This is a genomic window from Sphingobium xenophagum (assembly GCF_031457465.1).
Classification (GTDB): domain Bacteria; phylum Pseudomonadota; class Alphaproteobacteria; order Sphingomonadales; family Sphingomonadaceae; genus Sphingobium; species Sphingobium xenophagum_A.
Map to the genome: position 1 here is coordinate 97,863 of NZ_JAVDWV010000010.1, position 15,720 is coordinate 113,582.

Below are 15,720 nucleotides of genomic sequence, written 5' to 3' on the forward strand. Positions count from 1 at the left end.
ATATTCACTATTATGCGAACATAGTCATTCCTATGGTGAACGAATATGATGGACCCCGACCATGAACTGTTCGTCGCGATCGTGGACGAAGGCGGCCTCGCCGCAGCCGGTCGCCGCCTCCACATCTCGCCCGCCATGATGTCCAAGCGGCTCGCGCGGCTGGAGGAGCGGCTGGGCACGCGCCTCGTTCACCGCACCACGCGGCGGCTGGCGCTGACCCCGGCGGGCGAGCGGCTCCATGCCGATCTGCGCGGGATATTGGCGGCGCTAGACGAAGCCGAGCGGCGCGTGTCGGGCACGTCGGCGATCGTCGCGGGGCCGCTGCGCATCACCGCGCCCACTTCCTTCGGCCGCATGCATCTCGCGCCCTGGCTGCCGCGCTTCATGGACGCCCATCCCCGCGTCGACCTCGCCATCAACTTGTCCGACGATTTCGCCGACCTGATCGACACCCGCGCGGACCTTGCCATCCGCATCACCGCCGATCCGGGGCCGGGCCTCGCCGCGCAACGCCTGGCGACCAACCGCCGCATCCTGTGCGCCGCGCCCGCCTATCTCGACCGCTATGGCACGCCCGCCACCCTCGCCGACCTCAAAAGCCATCGCCTGCTCGCCGCCGATGGCCAGATGCCCTGGCGCCTCGTCGGCCCGAAAGGCGCGGTGATGGTCGAGGGCCGCAGCCATGTCCGCACCAACAGCAGCGAAGTGGTGCGCGAACTGGCGCTGGCAGGCGGCGGCATCGCCCTGCGCTCGCTCTGGGACATTAGCGACGCGCTGGCGCGCGGCGATGTTCGGCAGATCGTGCCGGACCATGAAGGGTCGGCGGATGTCGGCCTGTTCGCGGTGCAACTGCCACAGCATAATCCGCCCGCCGCCATCACCGCCTTCGTCGATTTTCTTGTCGGACTATATGCGCCAACGCCCCCCTGGGCGCGTTCCACCATTGCCCTTGCGGAACGCAGCCCTTAAGGCCCATCGCATGGACGATAATACCCGCCGCGCCGCCCTCGACTATCACCGCTTTCCCCAGCCGGGGAAGCTGCGGATCGAGCCGACCAAACGCATGGTCAACCAGCGCGATCTCGCGCTGGCCTATTCGCCCGGCGTCGCCGCCCCCTGCATGGAGATCGCCGCCGATCCCGACAAGGCGCTCGATTATACCGCGCGCGGCAATCTGGTCGCGGTCATCTCCAACGGCACCGCCGTCCTTGGCCTGGGCGCGATCGGCGCGCTCGCGTCCAAGCCGGTGATGGAGGGCAAGGCGGTCCTCTTCAAGAAATTCGCCGACATCGACGTGTTCGACATCGAACTCGACACCACCGACCCCGAAAAATTCATCGAAGCCGTCGCGCTGATGGAGCCGACCTTCGGCGGCATCAACCTGGAAGATATCAAGGCACCCGAATGTTTTGCGATCGAGGCGCGGTTGAAGGAACGGATGAATATTCCGGTCTTTCATGACGATCAGCATGGCACCGCCATCGTCGTCGCCGCCGCCGTGCGCAACGCGCTGGTGATTCAGGGCAAGACGCTGGCTGATGCCAAGCTGGTCACGTCGGGCGCGGGCGCGGCCGCGCTCGCCTGCGTCGATCTGCTCGTGTCGATGGGCCTGCCGGTCGACAATGTCACCATGACCGACAAGGATGGCGTCATCCATTCGGGGCGCGAGGGCATGTTGCCGAACATGGCGCGCTATGCCCGCGTCACCAACGCGCGCACCCTGCCCGACGTGCTGCCGGGCGCCAATCTGTTCCTCGGCCTCTCCGCGCCCGGCGTGTTGAAGCCCGAATGGTTGCCATTGATGGCCCCCAACCCGTTGATCTTCGCGCTCGCCAACCCCGAACCCGAAATCCGCCCCGAAGCCGCGCGCGAAGTGCGCCCCGACGCGATCATCGCCACCGGCCGCTCGGACTATCCCAATCAGGTCAACAACGTCCTGTGCTTCCCCTATATCTTCCGGGGCGCGCTGGATGTCGGCGCGACCCAGATCAACGAAGCGATGAAGGTCGCGGCGGCGGACGCGATCGCCAGCCTTGCCCGCATGCCCGCGCATGACAGCGTGGCGCAGGCCTATGGCGGGCGCAGGCTGGTCTTTGGTCCCGACTATATCATCCCCACCCCCTTCGACCCGCGCCTGATCGGCGAGATCGCGGTCGCCGTGGCGCGCGCGGCAATGGACAGCGGCGTCGCCCGCCGCCCGATCGACCTGGACGAGTATCGCCGCCGCCTGACGCGGCAGAATACCCGTTCCGGCCAGTTGATGCTGCCAGTGTTCGAAGCCGCGCGCGGTGGCGCACGCCGCATCGTCTATGGCGAGGGCGAGGATGAGCGCGTGCTGCGCGCCATTCAGGACGCGCTGGACGAAGGCATCGTCCGCCCGACCATCATCGCGCGCCGCCGCATCTTGAACAAGAAGCTGCCCGACCTTGGCCTGCGTTTCGAACTGGGCCGCGATATCGAGGTGATCGACCCCGAAACCGATCATGAGATCATGGCGCAACTGGTCGAGGGCTATCGCGAAGTCGCCTCGCGCCGGGGCGTGCCCGCCGCCGAAGTGCTGCGCCATGTCTATCGCCGCCCCAGCGTTACCGCCGCCATGCTGCTGCGCCTCGGCCATGTCGATGCCGCGCTGATCGGCGGCAATTCGGAATATTGGGGCCAGGTCGAACATGCGCTGCGCATCATCGACCGGGTGCCGGGCCGCAATCGCGTCTATGCGCTGTCGGGGCTGATCCTCGACGCGGGCGCGCTGTTCATCACCGACACCCATATGGTGCCCAATCCGACGCCCGAACAGATTGCGGAAATGACGCTGCTGGCGGCGACCGAGCTGGAGCATTTCGGCCTGGTCCCGCGCGTCGCCCTGCTGTCCCACTCCAATTTCGGTGCCTCGCATAGCGACAGCGCGCGCAAGATGCGCGCCGCGCTCAAACTGGTGCGGCAGGCCGCGCCCGATCTGGCGGTCGATGGCGAAATGCACGCCGATGCGGCTTTGAGCCAGGCGCTGCGCGAGAAACTGATCCCCGATTCGCGCTTCGAAGGCCCGGCCAATCTGCTGGTCATGCCCAATCTGGATGCGGCGAACATCACGCTCACCGCGCTGTCCGCCTCATCCAGTTCGCCTACCGTCGGGCCGATGCTGATGGGCCTGACCAAGCCCATTCATGTCCTGACCCCCGGCGTCACCTCGCGCGGCATCCTCAACCTCACCGCCATCGCGGCGGCGGAAGTCGCCCGCGAAGGCTGAGCTTAACCTTTTGCCGCTATGACGGGCGATAGTGATCCTCCCCTGTAGGGGAGGTGGCAGGCGAAGCCTGACGGAGGGGTGTCCCCCTCTCGATAGGGTGACACCCCTCCACCACTTCGTGGTCCCCCTCCCCTTACAGGGGAGGAATTTGTTCGAGGATGATATGGCAGCTCTGCTCAAAGCATTGGCGAAAAGCGCTGGTCCGAAGATTGCGATCGGCGCGGGGCTGGCGGGCATTGGCCTGCTTGTGTCCGGCTGGATCGACCGCCCCGCAGCGGAAGAACCCGCCCCGCCTGCGCCCATAGCGAAGGCACCACCCGCGCCTGCCCCCGCAAAGCCCGTCGAACGGCGCAGCGATCAGCCGATGGAAATTGATCCGCGCGCGCTGACGGTCAAGCGCGTCCTCAAGATTGACGGCCCGTTCCGCCATGGCGACTATGCCTGGGATGAAAGCGGCGCGCCGACGACCGGCCCCGTCATCATCACCGTCGATCTGCGGGCGCAAACGCTATCGGTGTTCCGCGCCGGTTATGAGATTGGCGCGGCTGTCATCCTCTATGGCGCGACCGACAAGCCCAGCCCGCTGGGAGCCTTCCCGATCACGCAGAAGGACGCCGACCATTATTCCAACCTCTATGACAATGCGCCGATGCCTTATATGCTGCGCCTGACCAGCGACGGCGTGGCGATCCATGGCAGCGACGTCCAATGGGGCAAGGCAACCCATGGCTGCATCGGCGTCCCCGTCGCCTTCGCGCAAAAATTGTTCGGCGTGACGAAATTGGGCGATGTGGTGGTCATCACCAACGGCAAGCGGCTCGACGTCAGCAAGGCGCAGGTCGGGGCGTAAACGCCGCGACATCATCCCGCGACGATGGCGCATGTTGCGTAGCGCGCCGCAGCACTTGCAATAAACTCACGCACCCGCGATCTTGACCAGCGTTGTCATGACGCCCATCTGCTGCGCTTCCGCTATTTTGCATTGCAGCATGGAGCCATGTCATGGGCACCCGCCCCCACCAGGCGCAACCCGCGCTCGTCCTTTTCGCGCTCGCCGTTGGCGCTTTCGCGATCGGGACCACCGAATTTGCGGCGATGAGCCTGCTGCCCTTCTTCGCGCGTGACCTGGGCATCGACGTGCCGACCGCTGGCCATGCGATCAGTGCCTATGCTTTGGGCGTCGTTGCGGGCGCGCCGGTGATCGCCGCCTTCGGCGCGCGCCTGCCGCGCCGTCATTTGCTGATCGGCCTGATGGCCTTGTTCGCGATCGGCAATGGCCTGTCCGCGCTGTCGCCAAGCTATGGCTGGATGCTCGCCTTCCGCTTTCTGAGCGGCGTGCCGCATGGGGCCTATTTCGGCGTCGCCGCTTTGGTGGCGGCCAAGCTGGTGCCGATCGAAAGGCGCACCCAGGCGATCGCAAGGGTCATGTCGGGCCTGACCATCGCCACGGTGCTGGGCGTCCCCGTCGCCAATTGGATGGGGCAGGCGCTGGGCTGGCGGTCTGGCTTTTTCGTGGTCACCGCGCTCGCCATCGCGACGATGACGCTGGTGGCGCTCTACGCCCCACGCGACGCGGGCGATCCCAAGGCGAGCGCCGCGCGCGAACTGACCGCGCTCGCCAAGCCACAGGTCTGGCTGACGCTGCTGACCGGCGCGATCGGTTTTGGCGGGCTGTTCGCGGTCTACACCTATGTCGCCTCCACCATGATCGAAGTGACCGGGGTGTCCGAAGTCTGGGTGCCGGTGATCCTGATGATCTTCGGCGTCGGCATGACGATCGGCAACCTCGTCGCTGCGTGGATGGCCGACCGGGCGCTCAACCGCACCGTCATCCTCGTGCTGTTGTGGAGCGCGGGCGCCCTCGCCCTATTCCCGCTGATGGCGGGCAATATCTGGACGCTCAGCCTCATCATCTTCCTGATCGGCGCGGGCGGTGGCCTTGGCACGCCGTTGCAGGCGCGGTTGATGGACGTATCGGGCGATGCGCAGACGCTCGCGGCGGCACTGCACCATAGCGCCTTCAACGTCGCCAATGCGCTTGGCCCCTGGCTTGGCGGCATGGCGATCGCGGCGGGCTATGGCCTGACCTCGACGGGCTGGATCGGTGCCGCGCTGGCGCTCGGTGGCCTCGCCGTCTTCCTCCTGTCGATCGCCCTGCAACAGCGGACCACTCGGATGATCGCGGTTCCGGCCGAATAAGCCGCTTTGCCGCAGCGCTTGTCCCCGATAAGGCAGGCGCATGAGCGATCAGGCAAGAGAAGAGGCGCTGGCCCAGGCCGCATTGGCGGCGCTGCGCGGGGGCGATGCGGCCAAGGCGCGCGCGACGCTGGCGCAGATGGCCGCCCCGCCGCCGATGCTGCTGGCGCAGGTCTGCAACCGGCTGGGCGACCGGGATGGCGAGGCGGAGGCGCTGCGCTCGATCCTGGCGGGCGATCCGCGCAACCTCCCCGCCCTACTCGCCATGGGCCATAATGCGCAGGCGCGCGGTGATGATCGCGGCGCGATCAGCTGGCGACGCACCGCGCTGGCGCAAGCGGCGGCCCATGGCGCGCCGCCGCAACTGCAACCGCTGCTGCAACAGGCACAAGACGCCATCGCCCAATCGAGCCAGCGTTTCGAGGATCATCTGACCGCCGCGATTCGCGACCTGCCTTCCCTGCCCCGCATCGCGCTCGCCACCGACCTGTTGCTCGGCAAGCGCGCAATATTCCTGCAGCAGCCCAGCATGTTCTATTTCCCCGGCCTGCCCCAGCGCGCCTTTTACGAGCGCAGCGAGTTCGACTGGGTCGCGCCGATGGAGGCGATGACCGACGCGATCGTCGCTGAACTGGCGGCGGTACGTGCGGGCGCGCCCGACTTCGCGCCCTATGTCCAGACATCGAAGGCGCGCCCCGCGCCCAACAACAAATTGCGCGACGACCCCAGTTGGGGTGCCTATTATTTCTGGCAGAGCGGCGCGCCGGTGCCGGACCATGCCGCGCGTTGCCCGGCCGTCATGGCCGCACTCGACCATACGCCGATGCCGGTGATCGAAGGGCGATCGCCGATGGCGCTATGGTCGCTGCTCAAGCCCGGCACCCATATTGCGCCCCATCATGGCCTGCTCAACACGCGGCTCATCTGCCACCTGCCGCTGCTGACGCCCCCTGATTGCGCGCTGCGCGTCGGCGCGGAAACGCGGGCGTGGCACCGGGGCGAGATGCTGATCTTCGACGACAGTATCGAACATGAAGCCTGGAACCGCAGCGCCGACACCCGCGTCATCCTGTTGTTCGAAGTGTGGCGGCCGGAGATCGCGGTGGAGGAACGCGCCGCGCTGACGCTGCTGTTCCAGGCGATCGACCAGTTCGGCCCGGCGCAGATCGACACCGGCGGATAGGCGCCCCCTCTTGCAGTGGCGCGCGTCCGCTGTATGAGCAGCGGCAGGGCAAGAGGATGACCGGGGCGTAACGCTTGACGGACATGCCATGACTCCTACGCACGCCTTCCCTGCCCCCCGCCCGCATAATCTGGCCGAAGATGGCTATGCCATTGCGCTGGGCTGCGCCTTCATCGCCATGGGGCTGATGCTGCTGAAACAGGCCAATCTGGTGACCGGCGGCATGGCGGGCATTGCGCTGCTGCTCTCCTATCTGATCCATTGGTCGCCAGCGACGCTGTTCCTGCTGATCAACATTCCCTTCTTCCTGTTCGCCGGGCGGGCGATGGGCGCGGCCTTCGGTCTCAAGACGCTGTTCGCCAATATCGCCATCATGGGGCTGGGCACGATGATGCCGCTGGCCTTGGAACTGGCGCGGGTCAGCCCGCTCTTCGCCGCCCTGTTCGGCGGGTCGATCATCGGTTTCGGTATTCTCGCCATTGCCCGCCACGGCGCGGGTGTCGGCGGGTTGGGCGTTATCGCGCTCACTTTGCAAAAGACACGCGGATGGAATGCGGGCCGTACCCAGATGATCGGCGATGCCATCATCCTGCTCGCATCATTACCGCTGCTGAGCGCCGATCGCTTTGCGCTGTCGATCCTGTCAGCGGCGGCGATCAATGCCGTGCTGATCGTCAATCACCGGCCGGGCCGCTATATCGGCCATTGATCCTGCCGGTGCGTTCAGCTTTTGCAGAGCGGCTGGCCACCCGGCCCGCGCGCGCGCAGGGCCGTTGCTGCGTCGCCCGCGATCCGGGGGAAGCTGACCCCTTCCAGCGTGCCGCGTCCGTCGCATAGCCGCCCGCAAGCCAGATCCACGACACCCGGCAAGGCGACCTGATCGCCATCATATTGGGCGACGATGATGCAGCGATCGCCGCCTGCAAAGCGCAGGATCAGTTTTTCCCCCGCGCGCCGGACCGTTCCATTGCCCCGGCACGCCAGTTGCTCGCCAAAATTCGCTTCCAACCCGAAGCGCAGCGTTCCGTTGGCAGCAGGAATGATGCACAGCGCATCGCGCCCGGCTTCGTGGCGGCGCTGAAACAGGCCGACAGGGGAAATCTTGGCGGCATCGGTGATGACGCCACTTTCGATTGCGGCGCGCTCCAGCCCGGACGCTGGCAGGCCGCCCGCCTCGGCAGCCATGTCGTTGGAAACGGCGGCAGGCTGGCACGCCGCCAGCATCAGACACAGAGCAAGACCGGATCGCCGCATCGACGCCCTAATCGACCAGGCTCAGGCCATCGCGCCCGACCCGGCGGAAGAAGCAGGAGCGCGCGCCGGTGTGGCAGGTCGGCCCGGCAGGGACCGCCTTCACCCAAACAGCATCCTGATCGCAATCAATGCGGATGTCGCGCACCGCGAGCATATTGCCCGACGTTTCGCCCTTCTTCCACAGCGCCTGCCGACTGCGCGACCAGAAATGGGCCAAGCCCGTCTCGACCGTCAGGGCCAGCGCCTGCGCGTTCATATGCGCGACCATCAGCACCTCGCCGCTGTCCACATCGGTCACCACCGCCGTAATCAGGCCATGGTCGTCATATTTGGGATTGAGGGTCAGCCCCTTGTCGCGCGCATCGGTCATGCCGGGGGCTATAGGGCGCAATCGCGATGCTGCGAAGCCCCTTCCCGCCTGCCCGGCAATTATGCTGGGAACAGGCACGAGAAGGAAAAATGGGGCGATCGAGGGGTCTTGAACCCCCGACCTCCGGTACCACAAACCGGCGCTCTAACCAACTGAGCTACGATCGCCATGGGGCCAGAAGGCCCGCGAGATGTGGGCACATATGCGGCTCATCCCGCCCCGTCAAGCAGGCAAATGCCGCGATCGGCGCTTTCCGCCGCTTACAGCCCCGCCGTGTTCAACTGGGCGCGCAATTTGCGCAGCGTGGCTTCGGGTACGGAGGGGCGCGCCGCTGCCGCGTTGCCCTTGCGCAGCCGGGCGCGATCCTTTTCGGGCGGATCGACCCGCCGCACCCGCACCGGCACATGCCCCTGCGCCCGGACGCCCAATTGCTCCGCCGCGCCCCGCGACAGGTCGATCACCCGCCCACGCCCGGAAAAAGGCCCGCGATCATTGACCCGCACGACGATGGTGCGCCCGGTGTTCAGCGCCGTCACCTCGACATAGCTGGGCAGCGGCAGGCTGGTATGCGCGGCGGTCACCCAGCCCGCGCGGAAGCGTTCGCCATTGGCGGTGCGATTGCCCGATTCCGACCCATACCAGCTGGCATAGCCCAGCATGTCATAGCCCGGATCAGCCGCAGGCGTATAAGTGACGCCACGCACCACATAGGGCGGGCCGATCCTGACCGGCACATCGCTTACCGGGCGATATTGACCACCACCACAGGCCGACAGCAACAGCGCCGCCGCGCCCGCGCCGCAAGACGCAGCATATCGTCTCATCCACATGCCCGCTTCCCTAAACTGTCCGGCAGATCCCGTCGAGCATCGCCCCCGCGCCAAAAGAAGAAGGGTGGGCGCTGTACCAGCGTCCACCCTTTTGCCTTCCACTCAGCGCACACGGGTCAATCCCCGCAGTCGCTTACTTATCTGGACATTTCAGGCCGCGACACCTTCATGGTCGTTCGACGCGGGCACCTGCACGACAGGCAGATGCCCGGACCGTCAGTTGACCGAATCCTTGAGGCCCTTGCCGGCCTTGAACTTGGGTTGGGTCGATGCCTTGATGGTCATCGTTTCGCCGGTGCGCGGGTTGCGGCCGGTCGATGCCTTGCGCTGGGTGACAGAGAAAGTGCCAAAGCCGACCAGGCGCACTTCGTCGCCCTTTTTTAGCGCGCCGGTGATGGCATCGAACACGCCTTCCACAGCCTTGGTCGCGTCATTTTTCGTAAGGCCGCTGCTCTCGGCAACCGCGCTGATCAGATCCTGCTTGTTCATGCCTTGGGAACCCCCTGGTGCTGTTGGTTAGTATAGGAATCGCGGCGTAGGGGCGGCAATAAGGCGCAGCTTTCAGCGGCTGTCAAAGAGAAAGCGACGAAGTTAGCCGATTGCGTGAAATTTCGCAATGCAGCATGAAAAGGCCGGAAACCCGTCGCTTTTGCCCTACCGGCCAGTCGATCAATGCCGCAGCGTCGCGTCCCCGTCGCGCCCCGGAACATTGCTCGGCTGCGCGGCCAGGTCATCCTCTTCGGTCCAGGCGATGGCTTCGGGCACCGACATCAAGGCGCGCGCCAGCACTTCGTCCACATGACTGACGGGCACGATCTCCAGCCCGTCGCGGATATTGGCCGGAATTTCCGCCAGGTCTTTCTCATTTTCCTGCGGGATCAGCACCGTCTTGATGCCACCGCGCAGCGCCGCCAGCAGCTTTTCCTTCAAGCCGCCGATCGGCAGAACGCGACCACGCAATGTCACTTCGCCCGTCATCGCGACATCCTTATGCACCGGGATGCCGGTCAGCGTCGACACGATGCAGGTGACCATGCCGATGCCCGCCGACGGCCCATCCTTGGGCACTGCGCCTTCGGGCAGATGGATGTGGATATCCTTGCGGTTGAAGATGCTGGGCTTGATGCCGTAACCGGGCGAGCGCGCCTTCACATAGGAGAAGGCGGCCTGAATCGACTCGGTCATCACGTCGCCGAGCTTGCCGGTCGTCTTGATCATGCCCTTGCCGGGCACGGTGACCGCCTCGATCGTCAGCAGTTCGCCGCCGACTTCGGTCCAGGCGAGGCCCGTGACCGCGCCGATCTGATGCTCCTCCTCGCCCACGCCATGGCGGAATTTGCGCACCCCGGCATAGTCGGCCAGCGTCTCCGGCGTGATGACGACCTTGTCATAGACGCCTTCAAGGATCTTGCGCAGCGCCTTGCGCGCCAGCCGCGCGACTTCGCGCTCCAGCGTGCGGACCCCTGCCTCGCGGGTATAGTAGCGGATGAGGTCGCGAACGGCCGCCTCAGTGACCTCGAACTCGCCTTCCTTCAGGCCGTGGGCGTCGATCTGCTTGGCGATCAAATGTCGCTGGGCGATCTCGACCTTCTCGTCCTCGGTATAGCCTTCCAGCCGGATGATCTCCATCCGGTCAAGCAAGGCTTGCGGCAAATTCAAGGAGTTAGCGGTCGTCACGAACATGATGTCCGAAAGATCGACGTCGATCTCCAGATAATGGTCCTGGAACTTGCTATTCTGTTCGGGGTCCAGCACTTCGAGCAGCGCGGATGCCGGATCGCCCCGGAAATCCTGGCCCAGCTTGTCGATCTCGTCGAGCAGGAACAGCGGGTTCATCGTCCCCGCCTTCTTCAAATTCGTGACGATCTTGCCCGGCAGCGAGCCGATATAGGTGCGGCGGTGGCCACGAATTTCCGCCTCGTCGCGCACGCCGCCCAGCGACTGGCGCACGAACTCGCGCCCCGTCGCCTTGGCGATCGAACGGCCAAGCGAGGTCTTGCCCACGCCCGGCGGGCCGACGAGGCACAGGATCGGGCCTTTCAGTTTGTTGGTGCGCGCCTGCACCGCCAGATATTCGATGATCCGGTCCTTGACCTTGTCGAGCGCGAAATGATCCTCGTCGAGGACATCCTGCGCGCGTTTGAGGTCGTTCTTGACCTTGCCCTTCTTGCCCCAGGGCAAGCCCAGCAGCACGTCGAGATAGTTGCGCACCACGGTCGCTTCGGCCGACATGGGCTGCATGCCCTTAAGCTTCTTCAACTCGGCGGTGGCTTTCGCCCGCGCTTCCTTGCTGAGCTTAGTCTTGGCGATCTTCTCGGCCAGTTCGGCCAGTTCGTCGCCTTCCTCACCTTCGCCATTGCCCAACTCGCGCTGGATCGCCTTTAGCTGCTCGTTGAGATAATATTCGCGCTGAGTCTTTTCCATCTGGCGCTTCACGCGGCCACGGATCTTCTTTTCGACCTGCAAGACACCCAGTTCGCCTTCCATGAAAGCGAACACCATCTCCAGCCGCTTGACCGGATCAGCCTCAACCAGCAGCGATTGCTTGTCGGATACCTTGACGTTGATGTTGGCGGACACGGCATCGGCCAACCGCCCGGCATCCTCGATCTCGCGCAACTGCACCGGCGTTTCGGCGGGCAGCTTCTTGTTGAGCTTGGCGTAATTCTCGAACTGTTCGGCGACCGAGCGCATCAGCGCGGCGGCTTCCGGCCCTTCGGCGGCAACATCCTCGATCGCTTCGACATCGGCGACCAGATGCGTGCCCGTCTCCGCCATCTGCGTCAGCCGCGCACGATGCTTGCCTTCTACCAGCACGCGGACCGTGCCATCGGGCAGCTTGAGCAATTGCAACACCACCGCGACGACGCCCGTATCATAGAGCGAATCCTGACCCGGATCATCCTCGGCCGGGTCGAGCTGCGACACCAGGAAGATTTCCTTATTGCCCTCCATCGCCGCTTCCAGCGCGGAGACGCTCTTGTCGCGACCGACGAAGAGCGGGACGATCATCTGCGGAAAGACGACGATGTCACGCAGCGGCAGAAGGGGATATTGCACAGTCATTCACACTCCGGGCCAAATGGGGCCTGTCCTACGGTTCATCGCCTTTATGGGGATGCCTATCGCGTCAATCAATCAGGGGATGTCATAATGCGGTCACGATGAACCCAGGGTTATTATAGGGCTCTTCGCGCACATCCGCGCTCAGAACGGCAGTTTGAAGCCGGGAGGCAAGGGCAGGCCAGCCGTCATCTTGCCCATTTCGGCATTGCTGACCTCGTCCGCCTTCTTGCGCGCGTCGTTGAACGCGGCGGTGACCAGGTCTTCGAGCATCTGCTTTTCCGACGGGGCCAGCAGGCTGTCGTCGATCGACACGCCCAGGATGCGGCCCTTGGCCGACGCCTTGACCTTGACCAGCCCACCGCCAGCCGCGCCTTCAACCTCCAGCTTGTCGAGATTATCCTGCGCGCGCTGCAATTCTTCCTGCACACGGCTCGCCATGCCCAGGATTTCGTTCAGATCCTTCATTGTCCTACACTCCATTGTTCGAGCCGGTCGTCCAGCTCCGCATCGGGAAAGGCCGCCATCGCCGCCTTCACCACCGGGGTTTCGAGAATAGTGGCGCGGGCATTGGCCTGCGCGGCCTGCTCCTGCGCCAACAGGGTCGGCTGCGCCTCGCCATCGCTCTGCGCGACGCGCCAGGCGACGCCCGTCACCTCCTTGAGCGCAGGCACGATCCGCGCAGCGAAATCCGCCGATAGCGAGGGCGCCGCCCGATAGTCGATTTCAGGCGGCGCGTAACGTACCAGCGCGACGCTATCGTGCAGTTCCTGCGCCAACTGCCCCTTGCCCCGCTGCCAGAAAGCCTCGATCAAATCGGGGAAGGTGGCTGGCAATTGCGCGGCAGGGCCAGCGCCCGTCGTTGCGGCCACCGCGCCCGGTGCCGCCGCAGCGAGAGGCCCGCCCTCGCGCAGCATCCGCGCAATCTCGCCCGGATCGGGCATGGTCGCGGCATGCATCACCCGCAGCAGCGCCATTTCGCAGCTTTCGATCGGCAGCACCGCGCTCGCCACTTCGTCATGGCCCTTGACCAGCAATTGCCACAGCCGATGCAAGGGGGCGAAGCCGATCTGAGAAGCCCAGTCCGCCAGCGCGTCGCGCTCTTCGGCGGACTGGCCGGGGCTGGCAATATCACGCCCTGCCTTCACCAGCGTCACCGCATGGACCAATTCCATCAGCCCGCGCATCAGCGCCAGCGGCTCGACACCCAGCGCATATTGATCGCGCACCGCCACCAGCAGCGCAGCGGTATCGCCCGCCAGCAACAGTCCCAACAAACGACGCACCGCACCGCGATCGGACAGACCCAGCATGTCGCGCACCTGCGCCGCCGTCACGACCGGCTCGCCCTCCCCCATCTCCGCATGGGCGATCGCCTGATCGAGGATGGAGAGGCCATCGCGCGCCGACCCTTCGGCCGCCTGCGCGATCAGCGATAGCGCATCCGGTTCGGCCGCGACCTGTTCAGCCTCCACCACATGGGCGAAATGGCTGGCCAGCAGGTCGGCCGGAATGCGCCGCAGGTCGAACCGCTGGCAACGCGACAGCACGGTGACCGGCACCTTGTTCACTTCGGTCGTCGCGAACAGGAATTTCACATGAGCGGGCGGCTCCTCCAGCGTCTTCAACAGCGCGTTGAAGGCGTTTTTGGAGAGCATATGCACTTCGTCGATGATGTAGATTTTGTAGCGCGCGGAGACGGCGGCATAGCGCACCGCCTCGATAATCTCGCGCACGTCATCCACGCCGGTATGGCTGGCCGCATCCATCTCGACCACGTCGATATGCCGCCCCTCGGCAATCGCGGTGCAGGGTTCGCACACGCCGCAAGGGTCGATCGTCGGCCCGCCCTGCCCGTCCGCACCGATGCAGTTGAGCGCCTTCGCGATCAGCCGCGCGGTCGATGTCTTGCCGACCCCGCGCACGCCCGTCATCAAAAAGGCATGGGCCAGCCGCCCGCGCCGGATCGCATTGCCCAGCGTCTGGACCATCGCATCCTGCCCGATCAGTTCATGAAAACTGCGCGGTCGATATTTGCGCGCGAGGACGCGATAGGGCTGCGGGGAATCGGACATTGGTGTGGTCTAGCCGTTCGGGCCGCCATTGTCGAAGCGGGATGATGGCTGGAAGGTGGGAGCCGGAACGACCCGTGACGAAATCACTGTGGCTGCTTCCGTCAGGACCTGACCCGGTTCGCGACGATCACGTCCGCCCGACTCCCGCGGCGCATATGGCGAAAGGGTGACGGGATGGCAAGGGGCAGTCGGCTTCTATTCCAGCCCGCTCTTCTGCGCCTGCCCCACGAAATTGAGCGCGGCCCGCGCCGTTTCCGCAATCGCCGCCTCGGCCTTCTTCGCATCGACCGTCGGCCGGTCGAGATAGACCGCCAATATATATTCGTCACCCGCGGGCGACTTGACCAGCGCCACGTCATTATAGGCGGTGCCGCAGGTGCCGGTCTTGCTACCCGACGTCCAGCCTTCGGGCAGGCCCGCCTTGATCCGCTTGTCGCCCGTGCTGCTGGCGTTGAGCCAGGTGCGCAGCCGGTCGGCGCTCTCCCCCTGCATGTCGCGGAACAACAGCCGCCCCATCAGCCCGGCCATCGCGGCGGGCGTGGTCGTATCGCGCGGGTCGCCCTCGGCATTCTCGTTCAACTCCGGCTCGTTGCGGTCCAGCCGGGTCACGCTGTCGCCATGGGCGCGCATGAAGGCGGTCAGCCCCTGCGGCCCGCCCAGCATTGGCAACAGCAAATTGGCGGCGCTGTTATCGCTGACCTCGACCGCCGCCTGCGCCAGTTCGGCCATGCTCATCCGGCCGCGTTTCAAATTCTTCTTCACCACCGGCGCATAATCGAGAAGATCGTCTTTGCTGAAGGATATTTCGCCATCCAGCCCGAACTTGCCCCCTTCCGCGCCGATCAGCACGGCCGCCGCCAATGGCCCTTTGAACGTCGAGCACATGGCGAACGGCTCGTCACGGTTGAACCCCAGCAGCAGCGCGCCATTGCTGTCGACCAGCGCGACGCCCAGCCGCCCGCCCGTTTCTTCCTCTATCTCCTTGGGATTGCGCACCTGCGCCAGCGCCGATTGCGGCACCAGATAACGCGGCGCCGGCGGCAGCAGCGAATCAAGCTGCCCGGTCGGCACCGGCTCCTTGGTCTTTTTCTGCTTCTCGGCGGCGCTGGACGGCGCAGCGATGAGCAGCAGCAGGACGAGCGCGGACAGGCGTTTCATCGGCTTCACATACCCTGCATATTATAGGATTCGGGCGGAATGCGCACCGTCAGCTGGTCCAGCCCATCGGCCAGGATGATCTGGCACGACAGGCGGCTGGTGCGGGTGGCGGATGCAGCGAGGTCGAGCATATCCTCCTCATCCTCGCTGGCGCGGCCCAGGCGCGGAAAATCGGCGGCTTCGACGATGACATGGCAGGTCGAACAGGCCATCTGCCCCTCGCATGTGCCTTCCAGCGGCTGGCCCGCCGCCTGTGCGATGTCGAGCAGCACCGATCCCGCCGGGGCATCGACCTCCTGTCGCCGTTCCCCGTCAGCGCTGATGAAGGTAACCCTGGTCATGAT

15 protein-coding genes, 1 tRNA gene and 1 other RNA gene are annotated in these 15,720 nt (G+C 65.4%); 6 read left to right on the top strand and 11 right to left on the bottom strand.

Annotated features, from left to right (window positions below; genetic code table 11):
* Nucleotides 1-45 precede the first annotated feature (45 nt).
* From J2W40_RS12000 to J2W40_RS12025, 6 genes are all read left to right on the top strand, one after another.
* Complete coding sequence (locus J2W40_RS12000) at nucleotides 46-969, top strand: LysR family transcriptional regulator (RefSeq protein WP_310225031.1); 924 nt, start codon at nucleotides 46-48, stop codon at nucleotides 967-969.
* Between the two features lie 10 nt (nucleotides 970-979).
* Entirely contained in the window at nucleotides 980-3,247 is a 2,268-nt protein-coding gene (locus tag J2W40_RS12005) for an NADP-dependent malic enzyme (protein WP_310225033.1), read from the top strand.
* A gap of 163 nt (nucleotides 3,248-3,410) precedes the next feature.
* A complete protein-coding gene (locus J2W40_RS12010) occupies nucleotides 3,411-4,097 on the top strand; it encodes a L,D-transpeptidase family protein (RefSeq protein WP_310225197.1) in 687 nt (228 codons plus the stop codon).
* A 152-nt stretch (nucleotides 4,098-4,249) separates the two neighbouring features.
* Nucleotides 4,250-5,446 carry an MFS transporter gene (locus J2W40_RS12015; RefSeq protein WP_310225035.1) on the top strand — a complete coding sequence of 399 codons (1,197 nt, stop codon included), beginning with the start codon at nucleotides 4,250-4,252 and terminating at the stop codon, nucleotides 5,444-5,446.
* 40 nt (nucleotides 5,447-5,486) lie between these two features.
* Nucleotides 5,487-6,626, top strand: a complete 1,140-nt coding sequence (locus J2W40_RS12020) for an aspartyl/asparaginyl beta-hydroxylase domain-containing protein (protein ID WP_310225037.1) — start codon at nucleotides 5,487-5,489, stop codon at nucleotides 6,624-6,626.
* 88 nt (nucleotides 6,627-6,714) lie between these two features.
* Nucleotides 6,715-7,335, top strand: coding sequence for a YitT family protein (locus tag J2W40_RS12025; protein ID WP_310225039.1), 621 nt, complete (start codon nucleotides 6,715-6,717; stop codon nucleotides 7,333-7,335).
* Nucleotides 7,336-7,349: 14 nt separating this feature from the next.
* Here J2W40_RS12025 and J2W40_RS12030 read toward each other — a convergent pair whose 3' ends face one another.
* The 11 genes from J2W40_RS12030 to J2W40_RS12080 all read right to left on the bottom strand — a co-directional run bounded on the left by J2W40_RS12030 (nucleotide 7,350) and on the right by J2W40_RS12080 (nucleotide 15,717).
* Entirely contained in the window at nucleotides 7,350-7,880 is a 531-nt protein-coding gene (locus J2W40_RS12030) for a hypothetical protein (RefSeq protein WP_310225041.1), read from the bottom strand.
* 7 nt (nucleotides 7,881-7,887) lie between these two features.
* Complete coding sequence (hisI, locus tag J2W40_RS12035; RefSeq protein WP_310225042.1) at nucleotides 7,888-8,250, bottom strand: phosphoribosyl-AMP cyclohydrolase; 363 nt, start codon at nucleotides 8,248-8,250, stop codon at nucleotides 7,888-7,890.
* 90 nt (nucleotides 8,251-8,340) lie between these two features.
* A tRNA-His gene (locus J2W40_RS12040) sits at nucleotides 8,341-8,417 on the bottom strand.
* A gap of 93 nt (nucleotides 8,418-8,510) precedes the next feature.
* Nucleotides 8,511-9,074, bottom strand: coding sequence for a septal ring lytic transglycosylase RlpA family protein (locus J2W40_RS12045; protein WP_310225199.1), 564 nt, complete (start codon nucleotides 9,072-9,074; stop codon nucleotides 8,511-8,513).
* A 222-nt stretch (nucleotides 9,075-9,296) separates the two neighbouring features.
* Nucleotides 9,297-9,569 (bottom strand): HU family DNA-binding protein, encoded by a 273-nt coding sequence (locus J2W40_RS12050; RefSeq protein ID WP_037477523.1) that lies wholly within the window; start codon nucleotides 9,567-9,569, stop codon nucleotides 9,297-9,299.
* A gap of 180 nt (nucleotides 9,570-9,749) precedes the next feature.
* On the bottom strand, nucleotides 9,750-12,146 hold the full coding sequence (lon, locus tag J2W40_RS12055) for an endopeptidase La (RefSeq protein WP_310225045.1): 2,397 nt from the start codon (nucleotides 12,144-12,146) through the stop codon (nucleotides 9,750-9,752).
* 141 nt (nucleotides 12,147-12,287) lie between these two features.
* Nucleotides 12,288-12,611 carry a YbaB/EbfC family nucleoid-associated protein gene (locus tag J2W40_RS12060; RefSeq protein WP_037477519.1) on the bottom strand — a complete coding sequence of 108 codons (324 nt, stop codon included), beginning with the start codon at nucleotides 12,609-12,611 and terminating at the stop codon, nucleotides 12,288-12,290.
* On the bottom strand, nucleotides 12,608-14,218 hold the full coding sequence (locus J2W40_RS12065) for a DNA polymerase III subunit gamma/tau (protein ID WP_310225047.1): 1,611 nt from the start codon (nucleotides 14,216-14,218) through the stop codon (nucleotides 12,608-12,610). The genes J2W40_RS12060 and J2W40_RS12065 overlap by 4 nt, the downstream gene beginning before the upstream one ends.
* Nucleotides 14,219-14,269: 51 nt before the next feature.
* An RNA gene (ffs, locus tag J2W40_RS12070) (signal recognition particle sRNA small type) lies at nucleotides 14,270-14,367 on the bottom strand.
* 46 nt (nucleotides 14,368-14,413) lie between these two features.
* The gene (gene blaSGM / locus J2W40_RS12075) at nucleotides 14,414-15,376 is read right to left on the bottom strand and encodes an SGM family class A beta-lactamase (RefSeq protein WP_310225048.1); all 963 of its coding nucleotides are present in this window, start codon (nucleotides 15,374-15,376) and stop codon (nucleotides 14,414-14,416) included.
* Nucleotides 15,377-15,381: 5 nt separating this feature from the next.
* Nucleotides 15,382-15,717, bottom strand: a complete 336-nt coding sequence (locus J2W40_RS12080) for a 2Fe-2S iron-sulfur cluster-binding protein (protein WP_043154143.1) — start codon at nucleotides 15,715-15,717, stop codon at nucleotides 15,382-15,384.
* Between the last annotated feature and the right edge of the window lie 3 nt (nucleotides 15,718-15,720).